Source organism: Dehalococcoides sp., from assembly GCF_041654235.1.
GTDB lineage: Bacteria > Chloroflexota > Dehalococcoidia > Dehalococcoidales > Dehalococcoidaceae > Dehalococcoides > Dehalococcoides mccartyi_B.
In genome coordinates this window covers 14,030-35,192 of sequence record NZ_JBAZDW010000001.1, presented here as the reverse complement: position 1 = coordinate 35,192, position 21,163 = coordinate 14,030, and the positions used below count along the sequence as shown (strand labels likewise).

Annotated in this window: 18 protein-coding genes and 1 tRNA gene; 10 read left to right on the top strand and 9 right to left on the bottom strand. The window is 49.7% G+C overall.

Annotation, left to right across the window (positions count from 1 at the left end; all coding sequences use genetic code 11):
- The first annotated feature begins 105 nt into the window (after nt 1-105).
- The gene (locus WC259_RS00195) at nt 106-2,292 is read left to right on the top strand and encodes a bifunctional (p)ppGpp synthetase/guanosine-3',5'-bis(diphosphate) 3'-pyrophosphohydrolase (RefSeq protein WP_011308643.1); all 2,187 of its coding nucleotides are present in this window, start codon (nt 106-108) and stop codon (nt 2,290-2,292) included.
- Nucleotides 2,293-2,496: 204 nt separating this feature from the next.
- Nucleotides 2,497-4,425 carry a DNA topoisomerase (ATP-hydrolyzing) subunit B gene (gene gyrB, locus WC259_RS00190; RefSeq protein WP_011308642.1) on the top strand — a complete coding sequence of 643 codons (1,929 nt, stop codon included), beginning with the start codon at nt 2,497-2,499 and terminating at the stop codon, nt 4,423-4,425.
- An 82-nt stretch (nt 4,426-4,507) separates the two neighbouring features.
- Here gyrB and nadD read toward each other — a convergent pair whose 3' ends face one another.
- The 3 genes from nadD to dnaA all read right to left on the bottom strand — a co-directional run bounded on the left by nadD (nt 4,508) and on the right by dnaA (nt 8,049).
- A complete protein-coding gene (nadD, locus tag WC259_RS00185; RefSeq protein WP_012983966.1) occupies nt 4,508-5,122 on the bottom strand; it encodes a nicotinate-nucleotide adenylyltransferase in 615 nt (204 codons plus the stop codon).
- The gene (obgE, locus tag WC259_RS00180; RefSeq protein ID WP_015406697.1) at nt 5,110-6,384 is read right to left on the bottom strand and encodes a GTPase ObgE; all 1,275 of its coding nucleotides are present in this window, start codon (nt 6,382-6,384) and stop codon (nt 5,110-5,112) included. Before obgE ends, nadD begins: the two co-directional genes overlap by 13 nt.
- 330 nt (nt 6,385-6,714) lie before the next feature.
- Complete coding sequence (gene dnaA, locus WC259_RS00175; protein WP_012983965.1) at nt 6,715-8,049, bottom strand: chromosomal replication initiator protein DnaA; 1,335 nt, start codon at nt 8,047-8,049, stop codon at nt 6,715-6,717.
- A gap of 283 nt (nt 8,050-8,332) precedes the next feature.
- Here dnaA and fmt point away from each other — a divergent pair, with 283 nt between their 5' ends.
- Entirely contained in the window at nt 8,333-9,280 is a 948-nt protein-coding gene (gene fmt / locus WC259_RS00170) for a methionyl-tRNA formyltransferase (RefSeq protein WP_015407361.1), read from the top strand.
- Here the strand turns inward: fmt and WC259_RS00165 are convergent.
- The 3 genes from WC259_RS00165 to rpsT form a co-directional block, all read right to left on the bottom strand.
- Complete coding sequence (locus tag WC259_RS00165) at nt 9,277-9,858, bottom strand: aldolase (protein WP_015407360.1); 582 nt, start codon at nt 9,856-9,858, stop codon at nt 9,277-9,279. The two genes, fmt and WC259_RS00165, sit on opposite strands and share 4 nt — an antisense overlap.
- An 11-nt stretch (nt 9,859-9,869) precedes the next feature.
- The gene (gene lexA, locus WC259_RS00160; RefSeq protein WP_015407359.1) at nt 9,870-10,514 is read right to left on the bottom strand and encodes a transcriptional repressor LexA; all 645 of its coding nucleotides are present in this window, start codon (nt 10,512-10,514) and stop codon (nt 9,870-9,872) included.
- Between the two features lie 100 nt (nt 10,515-10,614).
- Nucleotides 10,615-10,881 (bottom strand): 30S ribosomal protein S20, encoded by a 267-nt coding sequence (gene rpsT / locus WC259_RS00155; RefSeq protein WP_011310072.1) that lies wholly within the window; start codon nt 10,879-10,881, stop codon nt 10,615-10,617.
- Nucleotides 10,882-11,019: 138 nt separating this feature from the next.
- On the opposite strand from rpsT, the gene WC259_RS00150 reads away from it, so the two are divergent.
- Both WC259_RS00150 and mazG read left to right on the top strand, forming a co-directional pair.
- Entirely contained in the window at nt 11,020-11,718 is a 699-nt protein-coding gene (locus tag WC259_RS00150; RefSeq protein ID WP_015407358.1) for a zinc metallopeptidase, read from the top strand.
- Between the two features lie 119 nt (nt 11,719-11,837).
- The gene (gene mazG / locus WC259_RS00145) at nt 11,838-12,623 is read left to right on the top strand and encodes a nucleoside triphosphate pyrophosphohydrolase (protein ID WP_011310070.1); all 786 of its coding nucleotides are present in this window, start codon (nt 11,838-11,840) and stop codon (nt 12,621-12,623) included.
- An 11-nt stretch (nt 12,624-12,634) separates the two neighbouring features.
- On the opposite strand, the gene WC259_RS00140 is transcribed toward mazG, so the two are convergent.
- A tRNA-Pro gene (locus WC259_RS00140) sits at nt 12,635-12,712 on the bottom strand.
- A gap of 72 nt (nt 12,713-12,784) precedes the next feature.
- Between WC259_RS00140 and WC259_RS00135 the strand changes: the two genes are divergently transcribed.
- The 3 genes from WC259_RS00135 (at nt 12,785) to WC259_RS00125 (ending at nt 15,525) form a co-directional block, all read left to right on the top strand.
- A complete protein-coding gene (locus WC259_RS00135; RefSeq protein ID WP_011310069.1) occupies nt 12,785-13,966 on the top strand; it encodes a cofactor-independent phosphoglycerate mutase in 1,182 nt (393 codons plus the stop codon).
- A 23-nt stretch (nt 13,967-13,989) separates the two neighbouring features.
- Nucleotides 13,990-14,193, top strand: coding sequence for a hypothetical protein (locus WC259_RS00130; RefSeq protein ID WP_011310068.1), 204 nt, complete (start codon nt 13,990-13,992; stop codon nt 14,191-14,193).
- 114 nt (nt 14,194-14,307) lie between these two features.
- Nucleotides 14,308-15,525 (top strand): aspartate kinase, encoded by a 1,218-nt coding sequence (locus WC259_RS00125; protein WP_012984569.1) that lies wholly within the window; start codon nt 14,308-14,310, stop codon nt 15,523-15,525.
- Between the two features lie 57 nt (nt 15,526-15,582).
- Here WC259_RS00125 and WC259_RS00120 read toward each other — a convergent pair whose 3' ends face one another.
- The gene (locus WC259_RS00120; protein WP_011310066.1) at nt 15,583-15,801 is read right to left on the bottom strand and encodes a NifU family protein; all 219 of its coding nucleotides are present in this window, start codon (nt 15,799-15,801) and stop codon (nt 15,583-15,585) included.
- 212 nt (nt 15,802-16,013) lie between these two features.
- Between WC259_RS00120 and WC259_RS00115 the strand changes: the two genes are divergently transcribed.
- Nucleotides 16,014-16,820 (top strand): tetratricopeptide repeat protein, encoded by an 807-nt coding sequence (locus tag WC259_RS00115; RefSeq protein ID WP_011310065.1) that lies wholly within the window; start codon nt 16,014-16,016, stop codon nt 16,818-16,820.
- Between the two features lie 3 nt (nt 16,821-16,823).
- Nucleotides 16,824-19,253: a DNA gyrase subunit A gene (gyrA, locus tag WC259_RS00110; protein WP_011310064.1), complete on the top strand. Its 2,430-nt coding sequence runs from the start codon at nt 16,824-16,826 to the stop codon at nt 19,251-19,253.
- 76 nt (nt 19,254-19,329) lie between these two features.
- Here the strand turns inward: gyrA and WC259_RS00105 are convergent, their stop codons facing one another.
- Complete coding sequence (locus WC259_RS00105; protein WP_372642709.1) at nt 19,330-21,162, bottom strand: TIGR03960 family B12-binding radical SAM protein; 1,833 nt, start codon at nt 21,160-21,162, stop codon at nt 19,330-19,332.
- Between the last annotated feature and the right edge of the window lies 1 nt (nt 21,163).

The window sequence follows — 21,163 nt, the reverse complement described above, 5'->3', positions numbered from 1 at the left end:
AGTGGTCTCTATTATAGACCTTAGTTGCGCCTGACGCCAGATTTTGTACACACTGCTGTCAGTGCGCTATACTTTTAGTTATTAAATCAAGGGCGGTATTTCAAAATGGAATTCGCCGATCTTAAAGAAAAGGCCTCCAAATACCTCCCCCCGGAAAAACTGACGCTTCTGGAGGAGGCATATAACTATGCCGCCGCAGCCCATGCCGGCCAGATGCGAAAATCCGGCGAACCATTTATTGAACACCCCTTAAACGTGGCCATGACTTTGGCTGACCTCCAGCTGGACGCCGCCACGCTTTCGGCTGCCCTGCTCCATGACGTACCCGAAGATGCCAATATCAGCCTGGAGCAGATAGACAAAAAATTCGGGGCAGATGTGGCCAAACTGGTAGACGGGGTAACCAAACTAAGCAAACTGGCACTTGGTCCGGCCATAGAAGATGCCCGACGCCCCGGCGGCAATGCCAGCCTCCGTCAGGCCGAAAACCTGCGTAAAATGCTGGTGGCCATGGCCGAGGATTTGCGGGTAGTTTTTATAAAGCTGGCAGACCGCTTTCACAATATGCGCACCCTTCAGGCACTCTCACCCGAAAAACGCCGCAGTATAGCCAAGGAAACCATGGAGATATATGCCCCGCTGGCCCACCGTCTGGGTATCTGGGAACTGAAATGGCAACTGGAAGACCTGGCCTTCCGTTACCTTGACCCCCGCCATTACCGGCAGGTAGCCAATCTGGTAGATTCAAAACTTGCCCAACGCCAGAATTATCTTGAACACGTAAGTGCCATTCTGCAAGGTGAGTTTGAAAAAAACGGACTGAACGTTGAAGTCTCCGGCCGCCCCAAACACCTTTACAGCATTTATCAGAAAATGGAAAAGTATGCCTCGCAGGGCAAACAATTTGAAGATATTTATGACGTACTCGCCCTAAGGGTGCTGGTAAATGACATACCGGACTGTTACCATGCGGTAGGCATTGTCCACAGCCTGTGGCACCCCATACCGGGTGCTTTTGATGATTATATCGCCAACCCCAAACCAAACGGCTACCAATCCCTCCATACCGCCGTTATGAGCTTGGGCACTACCCCGCTTGAGGTTCAGGTACGCACCTACCAGATGCACCATATTGCCGAATACGGCGTAGCCGCCCACTGGCGTTATAAAACCGCCGGTAAAGAAGACGTAAACTTTGAAGACCGCATAGGCTGGTTAAGACAGCTTATAGAGTGGCACCGGGATATGCGCGGTGCCGAAGAATTTCTGGAATCTGTCAAGACCGATATTTTCAATGACCAGGTCTTTGTCTTTACCCCCAAAGGAGAAATAAAGGATTTGGCCAAGGGGGCTACCCCCATAGATTTCGCTTACCGCATTCATACCGAACTGGGCAACCGCTGTATAGGTGCAAAAGCTAACGGCAGGCTGGTACCGCTGGATTACCAGCTAAAAAACGGCGAGGTGGTAGAAATAGTCACCACCAAGAAAGACCGCGGGCCCAGCCGTGACTGGCTGAATGTCAATATGGGTTATATCAAAACCCATCACGCCCGCGAAAAGATACTGGCCTGGTTCAAGAAGCAGGAACGAACCGAAAATCTGGACCGCGGACGGGAACTGCTTGAAAAAGAGCTTAAGCATATCGGCATCAAAACAGTTGACCGTGATGCTTTGGCCAAAACCTTTAAATATGAAAACGCAGATGAATTTCTGATGGCAATAGGTTACGGGGCAGTTTCAGTTCATCAGGTATCCATGAAACTCCTCAGCCAGCAGGAACAGCCGCGGGTGGTCACTCCCCCCACTCAAACCACCAAACCTACCTCCCAGAGCAGTGTTTCGGTGATGGGCACCGGTTCTCTTTTAACCAATATTGCCAAGTGCTGCAACCCGGTACCCGGGGACGATATTATAGGTTATGTCACCCGTAACCGGGGCGTTACGGTACACCGCCAAGACTGCCACAATATTCTGCACGAGGAAGAAAGGGAGAGACTAGTGAGCGTAGACTGGGGTATGCCAAAAGAAGAACTTTACCCGGCATCTATCCGCATTCAGGCATGGGACAGGGTGGGTCTGGTACGGGATGTTTCCACCGTGGTAGCTGAAGAAAAAATCAGTATCCTCTCCATGACCGTAACCGAAAATGACGATAAAACCACCACACTGGCCATGACTACCCAGATAAAAAGCCTTTCCCAGCTGACCAGATTGATGGCCAAACTTGAAGGTATACGCGGAATAATAAGCATAAACCGGGTGGGCGCGGACGGCTCAAGATCCGGCTAATCCTTCTCCTGCCAGCCAAAGCTGGCGTATAGCTAAATTCTTTACCCCTTTAACCCTCTGTGCTATAATTGGATATCTAATGAAAGCTTTTAGAGTCTGTCAAAATCTACCTCTGAAACCTCTCTTTTTTTGTCTCTTTTTAAAGAGCCTTTGTCTCAGCCTCTTATCATTTATATATTTTAAGCCGCAGGATGAAATGAAATTATGTTAGATGCAAATAAAGCCAAACCGGGTGCCAATTCAGAAACCTATACAGCCAGTGATATCCAGGTACTGGAAGGTCTGGCCGCTGTCCGCAAAAGGCCGGGCATGTATATCGGCTCTACAGACCAGCGGGGGTTGCATCACCTGGTTTATGAAATTGTTTATAACAGCGTAGATGAAGCCATGGCCGGGGTATGTGACCGGATTAAGGTCATAATGTTTAAAGACGGCAGTGTCAGCGTTGAGGATAACGGCCGCGGTATCCCGGTAGACATTCACTCTACTACCAAGATTTCCGCCCTTGAAACGGTTATGACCGTCCTGCATGCCGGTGCCAAATTCGGCGGCAAGACCTATCAGGTATCCGGCGGTCTGCATGGTGTGGGTGCTTCAGTGGTAAACGCTCTGTCCGAATGGACTACAGTCAAGGTCAGGCGCAACGGCAAAATTTACCAGCAAAGCTACCTGCGCGGCAAGCCCAGCACCCCGCTGGAAGAAGTGGGAGTATCAGAAGGTTCCGGTACCACCACTATATTCATGGCTGATTCACAAATATTTTCCACCACGGAATATGACTTTGAAACCCTGACTGACCGCCTGCGGGAGATAGCCTATCTCAACAAGGGGCTTGAGGTATATATTTACGACGAAAAATCTGATCAGGAACGTACTTATTACTTTGAGGGTGGTATTACCGGCTTTGTACGCCATCTAAACCGCAACCGCGAAGTACGCCACCGCCAGCCTATTTATATAACCAAAAAATCCGACAGCACTATTCTGGAAGTAGCTATCCAGTACAATGACGGCTACTCGGATTCCACCCTTACCTTTGCCAACTGTGTAAATACCGTAGACGGCGGTACCCACCTGACCGGTTTTCGTTCCGCCCTGACCCGGGCTTTTAATGACTACGCCCACAAGTCCAAATTTCTTAAAGACACCGACCCGAACCTGATGGGTGATGACGTACGTGAAGGCATCGTAGCCATCGTCAGCGTCAAACTGCCCGAACCCCAGTTTGAGGGACAGACCAAGGGCAAGCTGGGCAATATTGAAATAAAGAGTTTTGTGGAAAGTGCCGTTGCCGAACAGCTTTCCCTTTATCTGGAAGAACATCCGGATGATACCAAACGCATATTAGAAAAATGTATAACCGCCGCCAAGGCCCGTGAAGCCGCCCGCAAGGCCCGTGACCTGATTATCCGCAAGAGTGCTCTGGATACAGGCACCCTGCCTGGCAAGCTGGCAGACTGCTCAGAGCGTGATGCTTCGCTGTGCGAACTGTTTCTGGTAGAGGGTGATTCAGCCGGTGGTTCAGCCAAACAGGGCCGAAACCGCCGCTTTCAGGCCATACTCCCGTTACGGGGTAAAATTTTGAACGTAGAAAAGGCTTCACCTGACAAGATGCTGGCTCACGAAGAAATCAGGGCCATCATCACCGCTCTGGCAGCTGGTATAGATAATGATTTTGACCCCTCTAAACTGCGCTACAACCGTCTGGTACTCATGACAGATGCTGATGTGGACGGCTCTCATATACGGACACTCCTTTTAACCTTTTTCTTCCGCCATATGCCCCGCCTTATTACCGAAAGCCATTTATTCATTGCCCAACCGCCTCTCTACAAGATAAAAATAGGCAGTACCGAGCACTGGGTATACAATGATGCTGAAAAAGAGGCTATCCTTGCCCAGACCAAGAGCACCAAGGTAGATATCCAGCGGTATAAAGGTCTGGGTGAAATGAGTGCCGAGCAACTCTGGAGGACTACCATGGACCCGGCCAGCCGCACCCTGCTTGAAGTAAAAGTGGAAGATGCCGCCAAGGCTGACCAGATTTTTAACCTGCTGATGGGCGGTGAAGTAGCTCCCCGCAAGGCCTTTATCCAGTCTCACTCCCGCACCGTCAAGAACCTGGATATCTAAGCCTTTATTAAAGCCTTAGAAAACAGCTAAGGGGCGTCTAAGACGCCCCTTAATTTTTATCTGACAGTTTTTAATACCGGATTTATTTACGACAGTACAGGTTGTGCTCTTTGATATACGAAGCAACTGCCGCCGGCACCAGATGTTCCACTCCCTGCCCGTTTTCTACTCTTTCCCGTACCAGAGAAGAAGATATATCCACCTCCGGCTTGGAAAGCAGGATAAGGCTCTGCTGTAAACCGGGCAATTTATCATCAAGTTCGTCCACATCCGGTTTCACCTGCCCTATGCGGGGTACGGCTACCAGCCGGCAAAGCCGTATTATTTCAGAAGCCTTGTGCCAGCGCGGCAAAGCCTCCAGATTATCCCAGCCCAGCATAAAGTAAAGCTCGGTCTTTTCGGGCAAAATAGTCTTCAGGTCGTTTAAGGTATCAGCCGTATAGGTGGGACCGCTTCTTTTTATTTCAATATCCATAACCCTGAAATAGGGCTTGTCCGATATGGCCAGCTTAACCATATTCAGGCGGTCTTCAGCCGGGCTGATAGTTTTATCCGCTTTATAATAGGGCTGACCGGTGGGTATAAAAATAACCTCGTCCAGTCCCAGCCTGTTTTTTACCTCATCGGCCAGTATCAGGTGGCCGGTATGAATGGGGTCAAAAGTTCCCCCCAGTATGCCTGTTTTTAAAGATACCATTCCATCCTGCCGGTTATAATCTTTTGGCCGATAACTGCCCCGGACTTTATCAGAGATTGCTGGACACTGCGGTGTTTCAAAAGCACCATTACCTGCCTCCTGACCTCCGGGTCTTCAATATCAGAGTGCTCAATAATCCGCTCAATCTCAGGGGCTTCCACCTGCCAGCCATCTTCCAAACGGGTAATACGAAAACCCATTTTACCCTTGGGGGCAGGCCGGAAAATCTTTACTTCATGGTCGGGAGCTGTTTCGGATATATCCGCCGCTTTAAGAATGTCCAGCTTTTCAGCTACTTTAGCCAGCAGTACATCCACCCCTTCGCCTGTCAGGGCGGAAATAAAAAATACCTCCAGCCCGGCTTCTTTAAAAGTCTCCTTAAGTTCTTCCCGCCTGAGCTGTACCAGCTCATCATCTATCTTGTTTATAGCTACCACCTGGGGGCGTTCGGACAAAGAGGCATCGTAAAGATACAGCTCGCTGTTGACCTTTATCATATCATCTATAGGGTTTTCCGAAGTGCCATCCAGCAGGTGGATAACCATACGGGTGCGGGAAATATGGCGTAAGAAATCGTGCCCGAGACCCTTGCCCAGATGGGCATTTTCAATAAGTCCGGGTACTTCTGCCATGACAAAGACACCCTCCGGACGTTCGATAACCCCCATTACCGGTGATAGAGTAGTAAAAGGATAGTTGGCCACCTTGGGTTTGGCCGCTGTCAGCAGGGAAAGCAGTGAAGACTTGCCCACATTCGGGTAACCTATAATAGCCACATCGGCAATAAGTTTCAGTTCCAGTATCAGGTCATATTCGCCGCCCGGCTGGCCTTTTTGAGCCAGCATGGGGGCTTGATTGGTAGAGGAAACAAAATGGGTATTACCCAGCCCTCCCTGTCCCCCGTGAGCTACCAGGGTGCGGTCTCCGTCGGCCGCTAAATCAGCCAGAACCCTTTTATGGCCGTTTTCCTCCAGAATAGTAGCCACCGTACCAACCGGCACTTTTATCACCAGGTCTGCCCCGTTGTGGCCAGTGCAACGGCTGCCCATACCACCTTCACCGTTAGAGGCTTTATGAACTCTTTTATGCTTAAAATTTAAAAGGCTGTAAAGCCCGGAATCAGCTTCCAGATATACGTTGCCGCCGTCTCCGCCGTCGCCCCCGTCAGGCCCGCCGTAAGGAACGAATTTTTCACGCCTGAAGCTCACCTTGCCGCTACCGCCGTCTCCAGCCTTGATATTAATTTCTACTCTGTCAAACATCTCTAAAACACCTTATCTAAAAAGTTATCTAATTCTTAGGTTATCGAAATCACTTAAACTTTAACTTGTTTATTTTTAAGTATATCAGAAATAATAATAATAAGACTTTACGAATAAAATCGCTATTTTAAAGCACGAAGCCATTTTTTAAAGCAGAGATTTCTTAAAGTTATCTAAAATTTAGTCCGGTTATCGAAAAATATACCGAAGTTATAGAAAGACTGTCGAAAAGGAATAGAAAAAACCTGTAAATGCCCCCGGTGGGCAACCAAGTATTACAGAAAAAACAACAACCGTGGAAATGTCAGGAATAAATGGCAGTTAAAGGAATCAGGGAAGGCGCTGTTGGGAAAGGTGGTTTTGAACCTCGGTCATTTTCAGACGCAGAAAGGTGCTGTTTTCCAGCTCCAGCTGGATTTTATCACAGGCATGGCTGACGGTAGAAGCACTTCTTCCGCCTAAAGACTGACCTATCTCTACCAGAGAGGCAGAATTTTGTTGTTTGAGTATAAACATGGCAAACTGGCGGGCCAGAGCAGTATCTTTGTCACGGGCGGCACCCAAAAGTTCGGTTGTCGGTATCTGAAATACTTGGGATACGGCTGAAATTATATTACCCGGACGAAGGGGGCTGTTTTCCCTGACCGGACGGGAGCCAATGTCCGAAAGGGCTCTGGCAGCCAGGTCGGGGGTAATGGCAGCCCTTAGCAAACGGGCATACGCCAGCACCCGGTTAAGGCTGCCTTCCAGTTCGCGGATATTGTGCTTCACTGCCTGTGCCAGATATTCCAGAGTATCCATATTCAGTTCTGTACCGGATTGCTCAGCTTTAAGCTGCAGAAGCTCAAGACGGGTTTTTTCATCCGGCGGTTCAATCTCAATAGTGAGCCCCCACTCAAAGCGTGACCGTAATCTTTCGGCCAGCTGGGGCAGTGACTTGGGTGGGGAATCTGCCGAAATAACTATCTGACGGTTGGAATTATGCAGATCATTAAAGGTATGGAATAAACATTCTTCGGTCTGTTCCTTACCGCCAATAAACTGGACATCATCCAAAAGCAATAGGTCTACATCCCGGTAACGGGAACGGAATTCTTCAGTTTGGCCGTTTCGGATAGAAGATATAAAGTCAGTGGTAAACTGTTCTCCGCTGACATACAGAGCCTTGCGGCGGTTCAGGTTTGCCAGATGTCCGATGGCCTGCAGGAGATGGGTTTTACCTAAACCAGCCTCTGCATAAATATAAAGAGGGTTATAACTCTTTCCGGGATTCTGGGCGGCTGCCAGCGAGGCAGCGTGAGCCATGCGGTTGCATGACCCCACTATGAAAGATTCAAAGGTATAACGGGGATTAAAGGGAGATTCCTGTTTCTGTTTGTTTGTCTGAGGAACAGCAGCCGGTACCTGCCCGGACTGGATAAGCTGAAAACAGAGCTCTACCGGACTGTGGGTAGTATTTATCAGGGTTTTTTCAATCAGCGAACGCTGATTAAGCTCCAGATATTCGGCCACAAAAGTATTGGGAACGCCTATAACAAATTCACCGCCGTCGTATTTAAGGCCGACAGTTTTGGCAAACCAGGTACGGAAATTGGGCTTGTTTACCTGAAGTTCAATCTCCCCCAGGGCTGCTTCCCATAGTTCTTGTGCAGGCCGAATAGACAAAAATATCCCTCCCAGTAATTAAACCGTGTTTGAAATCAAGGGGGTACACACTCTGCCATGAAAATGATCCACCCCTGTAAGAATAAGTACCAATCTGTTAAAGACTAGATAAATAGTAACAATGGCGGTTGACAACAAGCAAGGTGCCTGTGATAGGGATAGAAGGTCACTTGACACTCTGTTACTCTCCAAATCTCTCTGGCAGGCTTGATTTTAGCCTCTTTTAGCCCTCCTAGATACATAAATTAAAATAAAGTTGTTATGGTAATTAGGCGGTGTTAAAATGGCGGTGATGAATAAACTCAAGATGGTCTTTATGGGCAGTCCCGCATTTGCCCTTACCCCGCTTAAAATGCTTCTTGCCGAAGGATACGATATCTGCGGCGTTTACACCCAGCCTGACCGTCCGGCCGGGCGGGGGCGTGAGCTTTGTCCTCCCCCGGTAAAGACACTGGCACTGGAGCATGGGCTGGCGGTTTACCAGCCCCAGAGTCTCAAGAAACCTGAAGAGCAGGCTTTTTTAAAGGAGCTTAAACCGGATGTGATAGTAGTGGCTGCTTACGGTCTTATTTTGCCTCAGGAGGTCCTGGATATACCTGTTTACGGGGTGCTCAATATTCACCCCTCCCTGCTGCCCCGTTACCGGGGAGCAACTCCGGTTGCCGCCACTCTGCTGGGGGGTGACGAATGGGCTGGCGTTTCTCTGATGAAACTGGAAGCTGGACTGGACACCGGACCGGTTTATTCCCGTTCTATGGTAGCCATCCGCCCTGAAGATACCACCCCCATTCTGGCAGACAAACTGGCCTTTATCGGCGGGTGTATGCTTTTGGAGTTATTAAGTCAAATCCCCTCTCTGCCGGAACCGAAGGTGCAGGATAACACTCAGGCCAGCTATTTTGGTATGGTCACCAAAGAGATGGGACTGATAAACTGGCAGACTTCGGCTGTTGAAATTGAACGCCGGGTAAGAGCTTTTTTCCCTTGGCCGGGGGTTTTTACCACCTTCAATCAAAAAACTCTGAAAATACTGGAAGCAAAGCCCCGAAATCTGGGGCTTGGGTTGAAGCCTTCTGAAGTCAGGGTTTATGAGCAATCCCGAGTAATGGTTGGCTCAGCTTCGGGAGAGCTGGAGATAATCCGTCTTCAGCTGGAAGGTAAGGCCGGTTGCAGTGCGGCAGATTTTGTCCGCGGGCAACGCAACTTTGACGGGGTTAATCTGGGAGTTTAGTCAGCTTTCTTGAGGATACGAGCCAGATAGGTTACCTGGCACATTTCTTCCAAAGCAAAAGTGTATTTCAGGGCTTCTTCTATGTTTTCCCCTGTTGCAAAGCTGCCATGACCGGCTACCACTATAACCCGGTGTGTTTCCAGTGCTGTAGCCACTTCTTCTGCCAGACTGCCGGGCTGAACCCGCTCTCCGAAACCGATAACCGGTATAGCTCCCAGGCAGTAAAGCCCCTCACCGCAGTCCGGTATTATTTCCCCCTCAAGCAGGGAGAGAGCGGCCGCATAAGGCGGGTGAGCATGAACTATGGCTTTGGCGGATGTGCGGCGGTAAATAGCCCGGTGAACGGGCAGTTCGCTTGAGGCAAGCGGGGTAAACTGGTCATTATGGTCAAGACCGGTCAGTATCAGGTCTGTTTCGCTAAAAAGAGGCAGTGAACTGCCGGTTCGGGTTATGTAAAGCTTGTCTTTCCATCGTTGGCTGAGGTTGCCGGAGTGTGAGGAAACCAGTCCCCGCCCGAAAAGCAGTTTTCCAGCCTGTATAAACCAATGCAGGGTTTCAGAAGGTGTTTGACCGTTCAACTTAAGCTATCCTAATCCAGCTGGCGGATTACAGCTATAACCCGCCCCTGTATTTCAACATTATCCGGTTTGGTATAAATGGGCGGCATAGTGCGGTTGGCCGGCTGCAGGCGTACCCTGCCCGGTTCCATGTAGACCCTTTTCAGGGTGACTTCTTTCTGGTCTTTCAGCCAGACAGCGGCCGTTTCACCGTTGTCCACCGTTTGGGTATGCTGCATTATTACCAGATCGCCGTCATTGATCAGGTCTTCTATCATGGAGACGCCCTTAACCCGCAAAGCATAAATATTTTCCCGCCCTCGGGTAAGGTCTTCGGTAACCTCTATACTTTCGTCAGAAGTTACCACGGCAAAGCTGTCTGATTCGGGGACGGGTATGGGAGTGCCGGCGGCAATCTGACCGATAACAGGTATGCTTATGCGGCCTTCGTTGGTTTCTTCCGTGCCCACCAGCTCTATCCCGCGGGATATTTCGGCCTGGCGGCGGATAAGCCCCATTTTTTGCAGGATTTTGAGGTTGTAATCTACAACAGAGGTAGAGCTGATATTACAGCCGCTTACGATATCCCGAATGCTGGGTGGATACCCGTAACGGCGGCGGAAACGGGCAATAAAATCTATCATAGCCCGCTGTCTGGTAGTCAGTTTAGCAATCAACTCTGTCCCCGCATAAGAACAATTGTTCTACATAATAAACCAAAAACACCTTCCCTGTCAATACACAAAGGAAGGTGGAAAACGCAAATAAAAAGCGGTGTTACTTAGCGGCTTGGTTGAGCTTTTTCATCAGGCGGCTCTTGCGGCGGGCGGCATTTTTGGGGTGGATAATACCCTTTTCGGCAGCCTTATCTAAATTGCTCTGAGCGGATACAGCGGCGGTTTCAGCTTCGTTTATAGAACCGGCATCAACCAGTTTCTTGACCTTGGTTAAGCTGGTCTTAACCTGGCTCTTGGCCCGGCGGTTCTCCTGACGGTTGGCATCTGCTACACGCAAAGCTTTTTCCGCAGATTTTGTGTTAGGCAAGTGAGTCTACCTCCAATAAAATGTACCTATGGAATATAGCAAATATACAACCCAAATGCAACCGCAGGCACAGTAACTTTATCAGCAGGGCTGTTTCTGCTAAAATATAATATATTTATGTAATCTAAGGAGCACAGTATGTTTTTATATTTGCTGTTTATGCTGCCTCCCCTGGCGCTTATGCTATATGCCCAGTGGCGGGTCAGCAGTTCTTTTAAAAAATATTCCAAAGTGGGAAATCTTTCCGGTCTGAGCGGTGTTCAGGCGGCCAGACGCCTGCTGGACGAACACGGGCTGGGGAATGTTCAGGTAGAGCTTACCAAAGGCAAGCTTTCAGACCATTATGACCCCAAAGCCAAGGTACTGCGGCTTTCACTTGAAGTAGCCAATACGGCTTCGGTGGCTTCTATAGGCATTGTCGCCCATGAAGTAGGCCACGCCGTTCAGGATAAAGAACTGTATGCTTTTTTGAAAATCCGTAACGCCCTTTTCCCGGTTGCCAACTTTGGCAGCCAGTTCGGCTTTATTATGGTGCTGGTGGGTCTTTTTCTGTATGGCTTCTCTTTGTCATTCGGTCTTTCGGTGGCTTGGGCGGGGGTAGCTTTATTTGCGGTGGCGGTAATATTCTCGCTCATTACCCTGCCGGTGGAGTTCAACGCTTCCAGCCGGGCCATGGCTATGCTTAGCGGCGGTTCACTGGTTTCGGTGCAGGAATCAGCCGGGGTCAAAGCGGTGCTGGGTGCGGCTGCCCTTACCTATGTGGCGGCTTTGCTGCAGGCGGTCGGCCAGTTGCTTTATTTTGTACTTATGCTGGTGGGATTCGGGCGGAGAGACTAAAATATTTAATTCACCGCTTATCCATTTAAATATAAAAGCCCCGCCGGAAGCGGGGCTTTTTCTTGTCAAGCCAAGGGTGATAAACGTATAATCACATCAGTAGTCTTAGGGGGTAGCTAATGAAACAGCCGCAAGACCTGCGCAGTTTTGATAGCCTGCGGGAAATTCTGGGTATACTTCGCAGCCCGGAGGGATGTCCCTGGGACAGGGCTCAGACCCATAAATCCATGCGGGACAGCCTTCTTGAAGAAACCTATGAAGTGCTGGAAGCTCTGGACGCAGATGACAAGGATCGTTTTTGCGGTGAACTGGGAGACCTGCTTCTCCAGATAGTATTCCATGCCGAAATGGGCAGTGAAGCCAAAGAGTTTGATATGGGTGACGTGATAGAGGCTATAAACACCAAGCTAATCCGCCGCCATCCCCATGTATTCGGGGAGACCAAGCTTTCGTCCTCGGCAGAGGTTTTGCACAACTGGGAAGAGATAAAAAAGACCGAGCGCGGCCATGACAAACCCATGCTTTCCGGGGTACCCAAACAGTTACCGGCCCTTAGTTACAGTCAGGAAATACAGGGACGGGTGGCCAGAGTGGGTTTTGATTGGAAAGAAGACGAAGGGGTGCTGGAAAAGCTGGCTGAAGAAGTGGCTGAGTACAGTTCTGCCCCAAACGCCCTTGAAAAAGAAAAAGAATTTGGGGATATACTCTTTACACTGGCCAATTACGCCCGCAGGCAGGGAATAGACCTTGAGTCTGCCCTCAGAGGGGCAAACAGGCGTTTTTACAGCCGTTTTGAACACATGGAAGAGCTTTGCCGCAAAACAGGCAGGGATATTGCCAAGATGAGTTTTGCTGAACAGAATGAACTCTGGCAGGCGGCTAAAAGGAAAGAAAACGGAGAATAAGCAAATTAGAATGGTCGGGGCGAGAAGATTCGAACTTCCGGCCTCAGCGTCCCGAACGCTGCGCGCTAACCAGGCTGCGCTACGCCCCGCCAGATTTACTATTATAGAGACAATTGCTAATAAGGGCAACTTGAAGCTAAAGCAAGCAGGGGTTGGATGAAATGAAATATTGCGTACTTATTACTGATGGTGCCTCCGGCTGGGGGCTAAAAGAACAGGGCGGTAAAACTGCACTGGAACTGGCTCACACCCCCAATCTGGATAAGATGGCCCGAAACGGTTTTATGGGATTAAGCGCCAATGTGCCCCCCGGCATGGAGCCCTCATCTGCCTGTGCCTGCATGTCCCTGCTGGGGTATGACCCCGAAATTTATTATAAAGGGCGGGCGGCTATTGAGGCTGTCAGCATGGGGGTAAGTGTTGCCCCTGACGAAGTTATTTTCCGCTGTAATCTGGTATCTATAATAGACGGCAAAATGGCCAGTTACTCAGCCGGGCATATTTCCAGCCAAGAAGCCTCCGAACTGCTGGACGCAGTGTCTAAGCAGCTTGGCAGTGAACGGGTAAAGTTTTACCCTGGGGTAAATTACCGTCATCTGCTTAAACTAAAGGGTATGGGCAATACGGCGAACGCACTCTGTACCCCTCCCCACGATATTTCCGACCGGGAGGTATCTCCTTATCTGCCGCAGGGTGAGGGAAGCCTTATCTTAAACCAGCTTATCAGCTCCTCCCAGCAGATACTCAGGGATCACCCGCTAAACCTTCACCGCCAGAGTCAGGGTAAACTGCCGGCCAATTCCATCTGGCTGTTCTGGGGCAGCGGTCCCATTCCGCCCATGCCCTCTTTTAAAAAAGCTTACGGGCTGGATGCCGCTCTAACCTCAGGCGTAGACCTGCTGCGGGGTTTGGGGCTGATGATGGATATGAAAATACTGGAACTACACGGCATAACCGACGGGTTGAATAATGATTTTTCAGGGCAGATGCAGGGCGGTCTTTCTGCCCTGCGGGATAATGATATGGCGGTAATTCATGTAGAAGCACCGGATGAAGCCGGCCATGCCGGCAGTCTTTCGGATAAAGTAAAGGCGATAGAGCTTATTGATGAGTTTATGGTGAGTAAACTTCTTTCGTACCCGGAAGATATTCGGGTGCTTGTTATGCCTGACCATCCCACCCCCATCAAGCTTAAAACCCATGTGGCAGAGCCTGTACCCTTCCTGATGTGGGGCAAGGGTTTTTCAGCTAACGGAGTATCACGTTTTACAGAGAAAGAAGCCCTTAAAACAGGTATAATATTTGAAAAGGGCTGCACCCTGATGCAGGCTTTTCTTAAATAGATTTATTTAGAGGTAGATAAAATATGCCCAGAGAAGATGACAGATACCGAAACGCCATGTACGGGGGGCATCCCCCGGCCTGTACCTGTGTGGATTGTACCCGCAGGCGGCTGGCAGGAAATACCCGCCGAAAAAGCGTGGAACGCAGCCTTTTCACCTGGATTATAGTAGGTGCGGTAGTTTTGGTGATAATTATGTTTGTACTGTGGTGGGGTAGCAGACCCTAAGTCTTTTATTTTCAGGCTAAAGGTTTATAATAGATGGCAAAATCCGGCTTTCCCGCCGGTGCAGGTCTATTAAAACAAACAGGCAAAATATAAACAGAATGTTTGGGGTTTAGTATGGCAGTTGTAGTTCATAAATACGGCGGCACTTCGGTTGGTGATGCCGAAAGGATTAAACACGTAGCCAAGCGGATTATTGCCGCCCGCCAGAAGGGCAATGATGTGGTGGCGGTGGTTTCGGCCATGGGAGATACTACCGATGACCTGATTGAGCTTGCCCACAAGCTCAATGATTGTCCCGAACCGCGTGAGATGGATGTTTTGCTCTCTACCGGTGAAATAGTTTCCAGCACCCTGCTGGCTATGGCACTTAAAAATATGGGTCAGGATGCTATCAGCCTTTCCGGCCAGCAGGCAGGCATTCGGACGGACTCGGTCCATTCCAAAGCGCGTATCACCGGCATTGATCCCAAACGTATCCATGACGAACTGGATAAAGGCAGGGTAGTAATTGTGGCCGGTTTTCAGGGTATTTCAGACTGCCAGGATGTTACCACTCTGGGGCGGGGCGGTTCCGATACCACAGCGGTTGCATTGGCGGCCAGTTTGGGAGCTTCCATATGCGAACGTTATACAGACGTGGACGGCGTTTATACCGCTGACCCCCGCCTGATACCGGACGCCCGGCGGCTTTCGGAAATAAGTTATGAAGAAATGCTGGAACTCTCGTCTTACGGGGCAAAGATAATGCACCCGCGGGCGGTGGAAATAGGCCAAGTGTACAATATACCCATTCTGGTGGCTTCCAGTTTTAATGAAAATCCCGGCACACTTATACATGGAGGGGAAAAGATGGAAATACGAAACAGGGTCAGCGGAATAGCCCATGATTTTGAGGTAGCCAAGATAACCATTTTAGGAGTGCCTGACAAGCCGGGCATAGCGGCAGGTCTCTTTGCCCCGCTGGCAAAGGCCGGGGTTAGCGTGGATACCATCGTCCAGAACTCCAGCCAGGACCATATCACAGACCTGACCTTTACGGTAACCAAGTCAGATTTGGGCAAGGCACTGGAGGTTATAGGCCCCATTGCCAAGGAACTTCAGGCCAGAGAAGTGCTGAGTGATTCCAAAATAGGCAAAGTCAGCATTATCGGCACCGGCATGCTGAATGCCCCCGGTTATGCCGCCCGTATGTTCAAGGCTCTTTCAGATGCCGGCATAAATATTTTGCTCATTTCCACTTCGGAAATACGCATAACCTGCATTATAGAAGAAGACAAGGTAAAAGATGCGGTCAGAGCCATACACAAGGCCTTTGAGATGGAAAAAGACTAGGGTTTTTTAGCGGTATAGTGTTTGGTTTAAATTGTATATAAAAAGAGAGTGGCTGCTTTAGGCAGCCACTACTTCTTTGATTTCGGGTATCTCGCGCTTCAGGATACGCTCAATGCCATTTTTCAGGGTCATTGTAGACATGGGGCAGCCGGCACAAGCGCCAACCAGTTTTACTTTTACTACTCCGTCCACAACATCTACCAGTTCAACATTGCCGCCGTCGGCTTCCAGGGCCGGTCTGATTTTATCCAGAACGGCTTCTACTTTTTCCAGCATCAGTAGCTCCTTCCAGTAGTTAAAAATTATTAAAACACCTATAAATTACAGTACCATAGCCTAGAAATGGTGTCAATTTGCCCCCGGGCTAAGCGAATTTTTAAGCTAATTGGAGTATAATAACCAAATAAATGGTTTCTCATACTTGTAGACGGGTTTAGCATACAGTAAAATAACTACTCGTTTAGCAAATAACTAAAAATGAGGAATCTATGGCATATCAAGAAGAGGAACAGCTAAGACTCAAGCGCCAGAGCAGTAAACAGGCTGTAGATTTAGCCATGGAAGGACGCTGGCAAGAGGCGGTGGAGGTTAATAGAAAAATTGTTGACCAGTTCCCGAATGATGTAGAAGCCTTTAACCGTCTGGGGCGTGCCTATCTGGAGCTGGCTATTTATCCGGAAGCTATTGCTGCCTACACCCGTGCCAAAGAAATAGATCCTTATAATGTAATAGCTGAAAAAAATCTGCACCGGCTGGAAGTGCTCAGCAAGGAACGCACCGCGGCCGGGCCGGTTATTCACCGTGTTCAGCCTCAGGATTTCCTGGAGGAAATAGGCAAAGCCGGGGTGATAAACCTGACCCGCCTGGCTCCCAAAGGGGTACTGGCCAGAATTGTAGCCGGTGACCAGCTTTGTCTGCGGATAGACGGTATGAATCTGTGGGTGGAAAACTGCGGCGGGGAAGTGCTGGGGATGGTGGATATACCTACTTCCAAGCGGCTTATAAAACTGATGAAGGGCGGCAACAAATATTCTGCCACCGTTATCAGTTCCAATGAAGAAAAACTGGTGGTGATTATACGTGAAACCTTCCAGCACCCCTCACAGATGGGTATACCTTCATTCTCTTCCAGAGGGATTTCCAAGAGTTCTGTCAGCACCGAGCCTGATGAGAGTGACAAAGAAGAAGGCGGATACGAGATAGAAGTAGATGAAACCGAACTGATGGCAGAAGAAGCTGAGGCTGAAAGCCAGACATATACTGATGATGAAAACGAGGGTGATCTGGAGGTTTAGAATATGGTAACAGGTAATACCAGGCCGATAAATATAGAAGATGAAATGAAGGGCTCATACCTTGATTACGCTATGAGTGTAATAGTCTCGCGTGCCCTGCCGGATGTGCGTGACGGGCTTAAGCCGGTACAGCGGCGCATCCTCTATGCCATGAATGACCTGGGTATGAAACACAATACCCCCTATAAAAAGAGTGCCCGTATCGTGGGTGAAGTTTTAGGTAAATACCATCCCCACGGTGACTCTTCCGTTTATGACGCCATGGTACGCATGGCCCAGCCCTTTTCTTATCGTTACCCGCTGGTGGACGGTCAGGGTAACTTTGGCAGTGTGGACAACGACCCCGCGGCTGCCATGCGTTATACCGAAGCCCGTTTGGCTCAGATAGCCGAACATCTGCTGGCAGATATAGACAAAAATACCGTAGACTTCATGCCCAACTTTGATTCCTCGCTGGAAGAGCCTACTGTTCTGCCGGCCCGCATACCTAACTTGCTCATGAACGGCAGTTCGGGTATTGCGGTGGGTATGGCTACCAATATACCTCCCCACAATCTGGCCGAACTCTGTCAGGCCATTTGTTACCTGATAGATAACCCTGATTGCGGGGTGGACGAACTGATGCAGTTTGTTTCCGGTCCGGACTTTCCTACCGGCGGTACTATACTGGGTACTGATGGCATAAAGAGTGCCTATGCTACCGGTAAAGGCAAGATTGTTATCCAGGCCAAAGCCCATATTGGCGAAGTGGAAACCCGCAAGGCTATATTTGTTACCGAGATTCCTTATCAGGTAAACAAGGCCGAACTGGTGGCTAAGATTGCCGAACTGGTCAAGGAACGCAAAGTGACCGGTATTTCCGACCTGCGTGACGAATCTGACCGCCAGGGCATGCGGGTAGTTATTGAACTAAAGAGGGATGCCGAACCCCAGCAGGTTTTAAACAGCCTTTACAAACATACCAATATGCGCACCTCTTTCTTTGTAAATATGCTGGCGTTGGTAGACGGACAGCCGCAGGTTCTCAGCCTGAAAGAAGTACTTAAAAACTTCATAGATTTCCGCCATCTTATTATCACCCGCCGAAGCCAGTTTGAACTTAAAGCCGCCAAAGACCGTGCCCACATATTGGAAGGTCTTAAAAAAGCGCTGGATTTTATTGATCGTATCATCGCCATTATCCGCGGCTCCGAAAACGGTGATGCCGCCCGTAAAAACCTGATAGCCGAATTTGATTTCTCGGTAGTACAGGCCCAGGCTATTCTGGATTTGCAGCTTCGCCGTCTGGCCAATCTGGAACGCCAGAAGATACTGGATGAATATGCCGAACTTATGAAACGGATAGGTTATCTGGAAGACCTGCTGTCTCACCCTGAAAAGATTTATGCTCTGGTGAAGGAAGATGCCAAAGACCTTAAATCCAGCTATGGCCAACCCCGTGCCACCGAGATTTCTAACCAAGGTGTTATAGAATTCCGGGTGGAAGACCTGGTGCCTCATATGGATGTTATAGTTACCCTAAGTGAGCGCGGCTTTATCAAACGGGTACCGGCTAATGTATTCCGTCTGCAGCATCGCGGCGGTACCGGCATAATGGGTATGCCCACCCGCGAAGCAGACGCTGTCCGGTTCCTGTCGGTTTCGGATACCCATGATACCCTGCTCTTCTTTACCAACCGGGGCAAGGTATTCAGCCTGCGCTGTTTTGATATACCTGATGATTCCTCCCGTATCGCCAAGGGTACAGCTATCGTAAACCTGATACCTGTTACCCAGGATGAACGGATAACCGCCATACTGGATTTGAAAAGCTTCCCGGCAGACCATTTCCTGCTGATGGCTACCAATAAAGGTGAAATCAAGAAAACCTCCCTGCAGGAGTTTACAGCCGTCCGTTCCTCCGGCCTGATAGCCATGGATCTGACTGCTTCTGATGAACTGGTAGCGGCGGTAGAGACCATAGAAGAAAAAGATATTCTGCTGGCTACCCGTCTGGGTCAATCCATCCGCTTCCCGGTGAGTGAACTCCGCACCAGTCTCAGGGCTTCCGGCGGTGTCAAGGCTATAGTCCTCTCCATGGAGGACGAAGTGGTCAGCATGGACGTTGCCCAAGAGGGAACGATGGTAATAACCGTAACTGAAAACGGTGCCGGCAAGCTGACTGCCATAGAGGAATATCCCCAGCAGCACCGGGCTGGCAGCGGGGTTATAAACTTCAAGGTAGTAGATAAAACCGGTGAAGTGGTTGCCTCCAAGGTAGTCAGTGTAACTGACCAGATGATGCTTATTTCAGCCGATGGCATGGTTACCCGTACCCAGGTCAAGGAAGAAGACCCCTCACATGGCATACCCATCATGGGCAGAGCCACTCAGGGTGTGAGGGTAATGCGTCTTGAAGAAGGCGACAGAGTGGTTGCGGTAGCTACTTTTTAGCTGAAGTCTTTTGGTTAAAAATAAAGGGGGGGCTTTTTCAAGCCCCCCCTTTTTATTCGGATTTCAAACAGCAGGTTTATTTTCTATGCAGGCGGTCGGCACATTCCGTTACCGCTTTTTCCAGCCCGCAGGCATGGCATTTGCCTTCACGGCAGTCAGGAGTATCCTGCTCTTCCAGCGAGCGGGTATATTCCCTTTTCAGAAATTCGGCGCTTACCCCCGTATTTATATGATTCCAGGGCAAAGTCTCATCTAATGAACGTTTGCGGTGGGCATAGAATGAGGGGTTTAAGCCGCATTCGTCAAAAGCCTCCTGCCAGAGAGAAAAATTGAAACATTCACTCCAGGCATCAAATTTGGCACCCTTTTGCCAAGCGGTGTATATCACTTTGCCCAGACGGCGGTCTCCTCTGGAAAATACCGCTTCCAGCAGGCTCATTCTGGTATCAGACCAGGAAAGCTTTATCCCCCAGCGTTTCAGCCCCTGCCTGACTATATCTGCCCTTCGGTAGAGAGATTCCTCGTCCAGCTGGGCTTCCCACTGGAAAGGGGTATGGGCTTTGGGTACATATGATGCCAGACTCAGGCGTATCTGGGGGCGGCGTCCGGGAGCGATTCGGGACAGGGCGTTTACCTTGCCCACCATCTGGCAGATAGCGGCTGCATCTTCGTCAGTTTCGGTCGGCAGTCCTATCATGAAATACATCTTAAAGCTGGTCCAGCCGCTTTCAAAGGCAGTTCGGGCAGTAGCGCACAACTCTTCTTCAGAGGTAAGTTTGTTTATAACCCTCTGCAGACGCGGGCTGGCTGCTTCCGGGGCAAAGGTTAAGCCGCTTTTTCGGGCACCTGCCAGAACATTTACCAAACTGACCGAATCCGGGGTCAGGCGTAAACTGGGCAGTGACAGGGCAAGGTGTTTGTCTGCGTATTTTTCAGCCAGAGTTTTTACCAAACCTTCTATACCCGGATAATCCGAACAGCTTAGCGAAAGCAGGGAAATTTCATCATAACCGCAGTTGTCCATTATGCCTTCAACTGCAGTTATAACCTCTTCCGCCGGGCGCACCCTGACCGGACGGTACAGAATGCCGGCCGAACAAAAACGACAGCCCCTGCTGCAACCCCGGCTTATCTCCACTGCCCCCCTGTCCTGCACCACCTCTATATAGGGTACTACCGGTTTGACGGTTGGCGGCGGCAAAGTGGGCAAAATTCGGCGGTTCACCACCGAAGGCGCTTCAGGTACGGTTGGGGTGATGGATTTTAAAGTTCCGTCAGGGTTATATTCAGCCTGATACAGGCTTGGTACATAAATTCCGGGGATTTTGGCCAGCTCCCTCAGAAGCTGTGGTTTGGAAAGAGTGCGTTTTTTAGCATCAATAAAGCCTTTACACAGGTCTTCCATTGCCTCTTCGGCATCGCCTATTACAAAAGCATCTATAAAATCTGCCAAAGGTTCAGGGTTCAGGCTGCAGCTTCCCCCGGCAATTACCAGCGGGAAATTCCCTCCCCTTTCGGCTCCCAGTATGGGTATGCCGGCCAGAGACAGCATATTCAGTATATTGGTATAGGTAAGTTCATATCCCAGTGAAAAGCCCAGAATATCAAATTCTTTTAATGGGTGGCCGCTTTCCAGACTGGCAAAAGGCAGGTTGTGCTCACGGATAAGGTTTTCCATATCCAGCCAGGGGGCAAATACCCTTTCGGCCAGTATACTGGGGTTGCGGTTTAAAATATCGTAAAGCAGGGGTATGGCCAGGTTGGACATGCCTATTTCATATGTATCTGGAAAGCTCAGGGCAACCTTCAGGGGGATATCAGCCCATTCTTTGCAAACGGAATTCCATTCCCCGCCGGTATAACGGCCGGGCTTTTCAACCTGATGGAGAATATGTTCGGGATAGTTCAAA

Excerpts from the sequence above, each read along its gene's own strand:
- WC259_RS00195 (WP_011308643.1), top strand. The coding sequence starts at position 106 with ATGGAATTCGCCGATCTTAAAGAAAAGGCCTCCAAATACCTCCCCCCG.
- gyrB (WP_011308642.1), top strand. The coding sequence starts at position 2,497 with ATGTTAGATGCAAATAAAGCCAAACCGGGTGCCAATTCAGAAACCTAT.
- nadD (WP_012983966.1), bottom strand. The coding sequence starts at position 5,122 with ATGGTATCTTTAAAAACAGGCATACTGGGGGGAACTTTTGACCCCATT.
- obgE (WP_015406697.1), bottom strand. The coding sequence starts at position 6,384 with ATGTTTGACAGAGTAGAAATTAATATCAAGGCTGGAGACGGCGGTAGC.
- fmt (WP_015407361.1), top strand. The coding sequence starts at position 8,333 with ATGGCGGTGATGAATAAACTCAAGATGGTCTTTATGGGCAGTCCCGCA.
- WC259_RS00150 (WP_015407358.1), top strand. The coding sequence starts at position 11,020 with ATGTTTTTATATTTGCTGTTTATGCTGCCTCCCCTGGCGCTTATGCTA.
- mazG (WP_011310070.1), top strand. The coding sequence starts at position 11,838 with ATGAAACAGCCGCAAGACCTGCGCAGTTTTGATAGCCTGCGGGAAATT.
- WC259_RS00135 (WP_011310069.1), top strand. The coding sequence starts at position 12,785 with ATGAAATATTGCGTACTTATTACTGATGGTGCCTCCGGCTGGGGGCTA.
- WC259_RS00130 (WP_011310068.1), top strand. The coding sequence starts at position 13,990 with ATGCCCAGAGAAGATGACAGATACCGAAACGCCATGTACGGGGGGCAT.
- WC259_RS00125 (WP_012984569.1), top strand. The coding sequence starts at position 14,308 with ATGGCAGTTGTAGTTCATAAATACGGCGGCACTTCGGTTGGTGATGCC.
- WC259_RS00120 (WP_011310066.1), bottom strand. The coding sequence starts at position 15,801 with ATGCTGGAAAAAGTAGAAGCCGTTCTGGATAAAATCAGACCGGCCCTG.
- WC259_RS00115 (WP_011310065.1), top strand. The coding sequence starts at position 16,014 with ATGGCATATCAAGAAGAGGAACAGCTAAGACTCAAGCGCCAGAGCAGT.
- gyrA (WP_011310064.1), top strand. The coding sequence starts at position 16,824 with ATGGTAACAGGTAATACCAGGCCGATAAATATAGAAGATGAAATGAAG.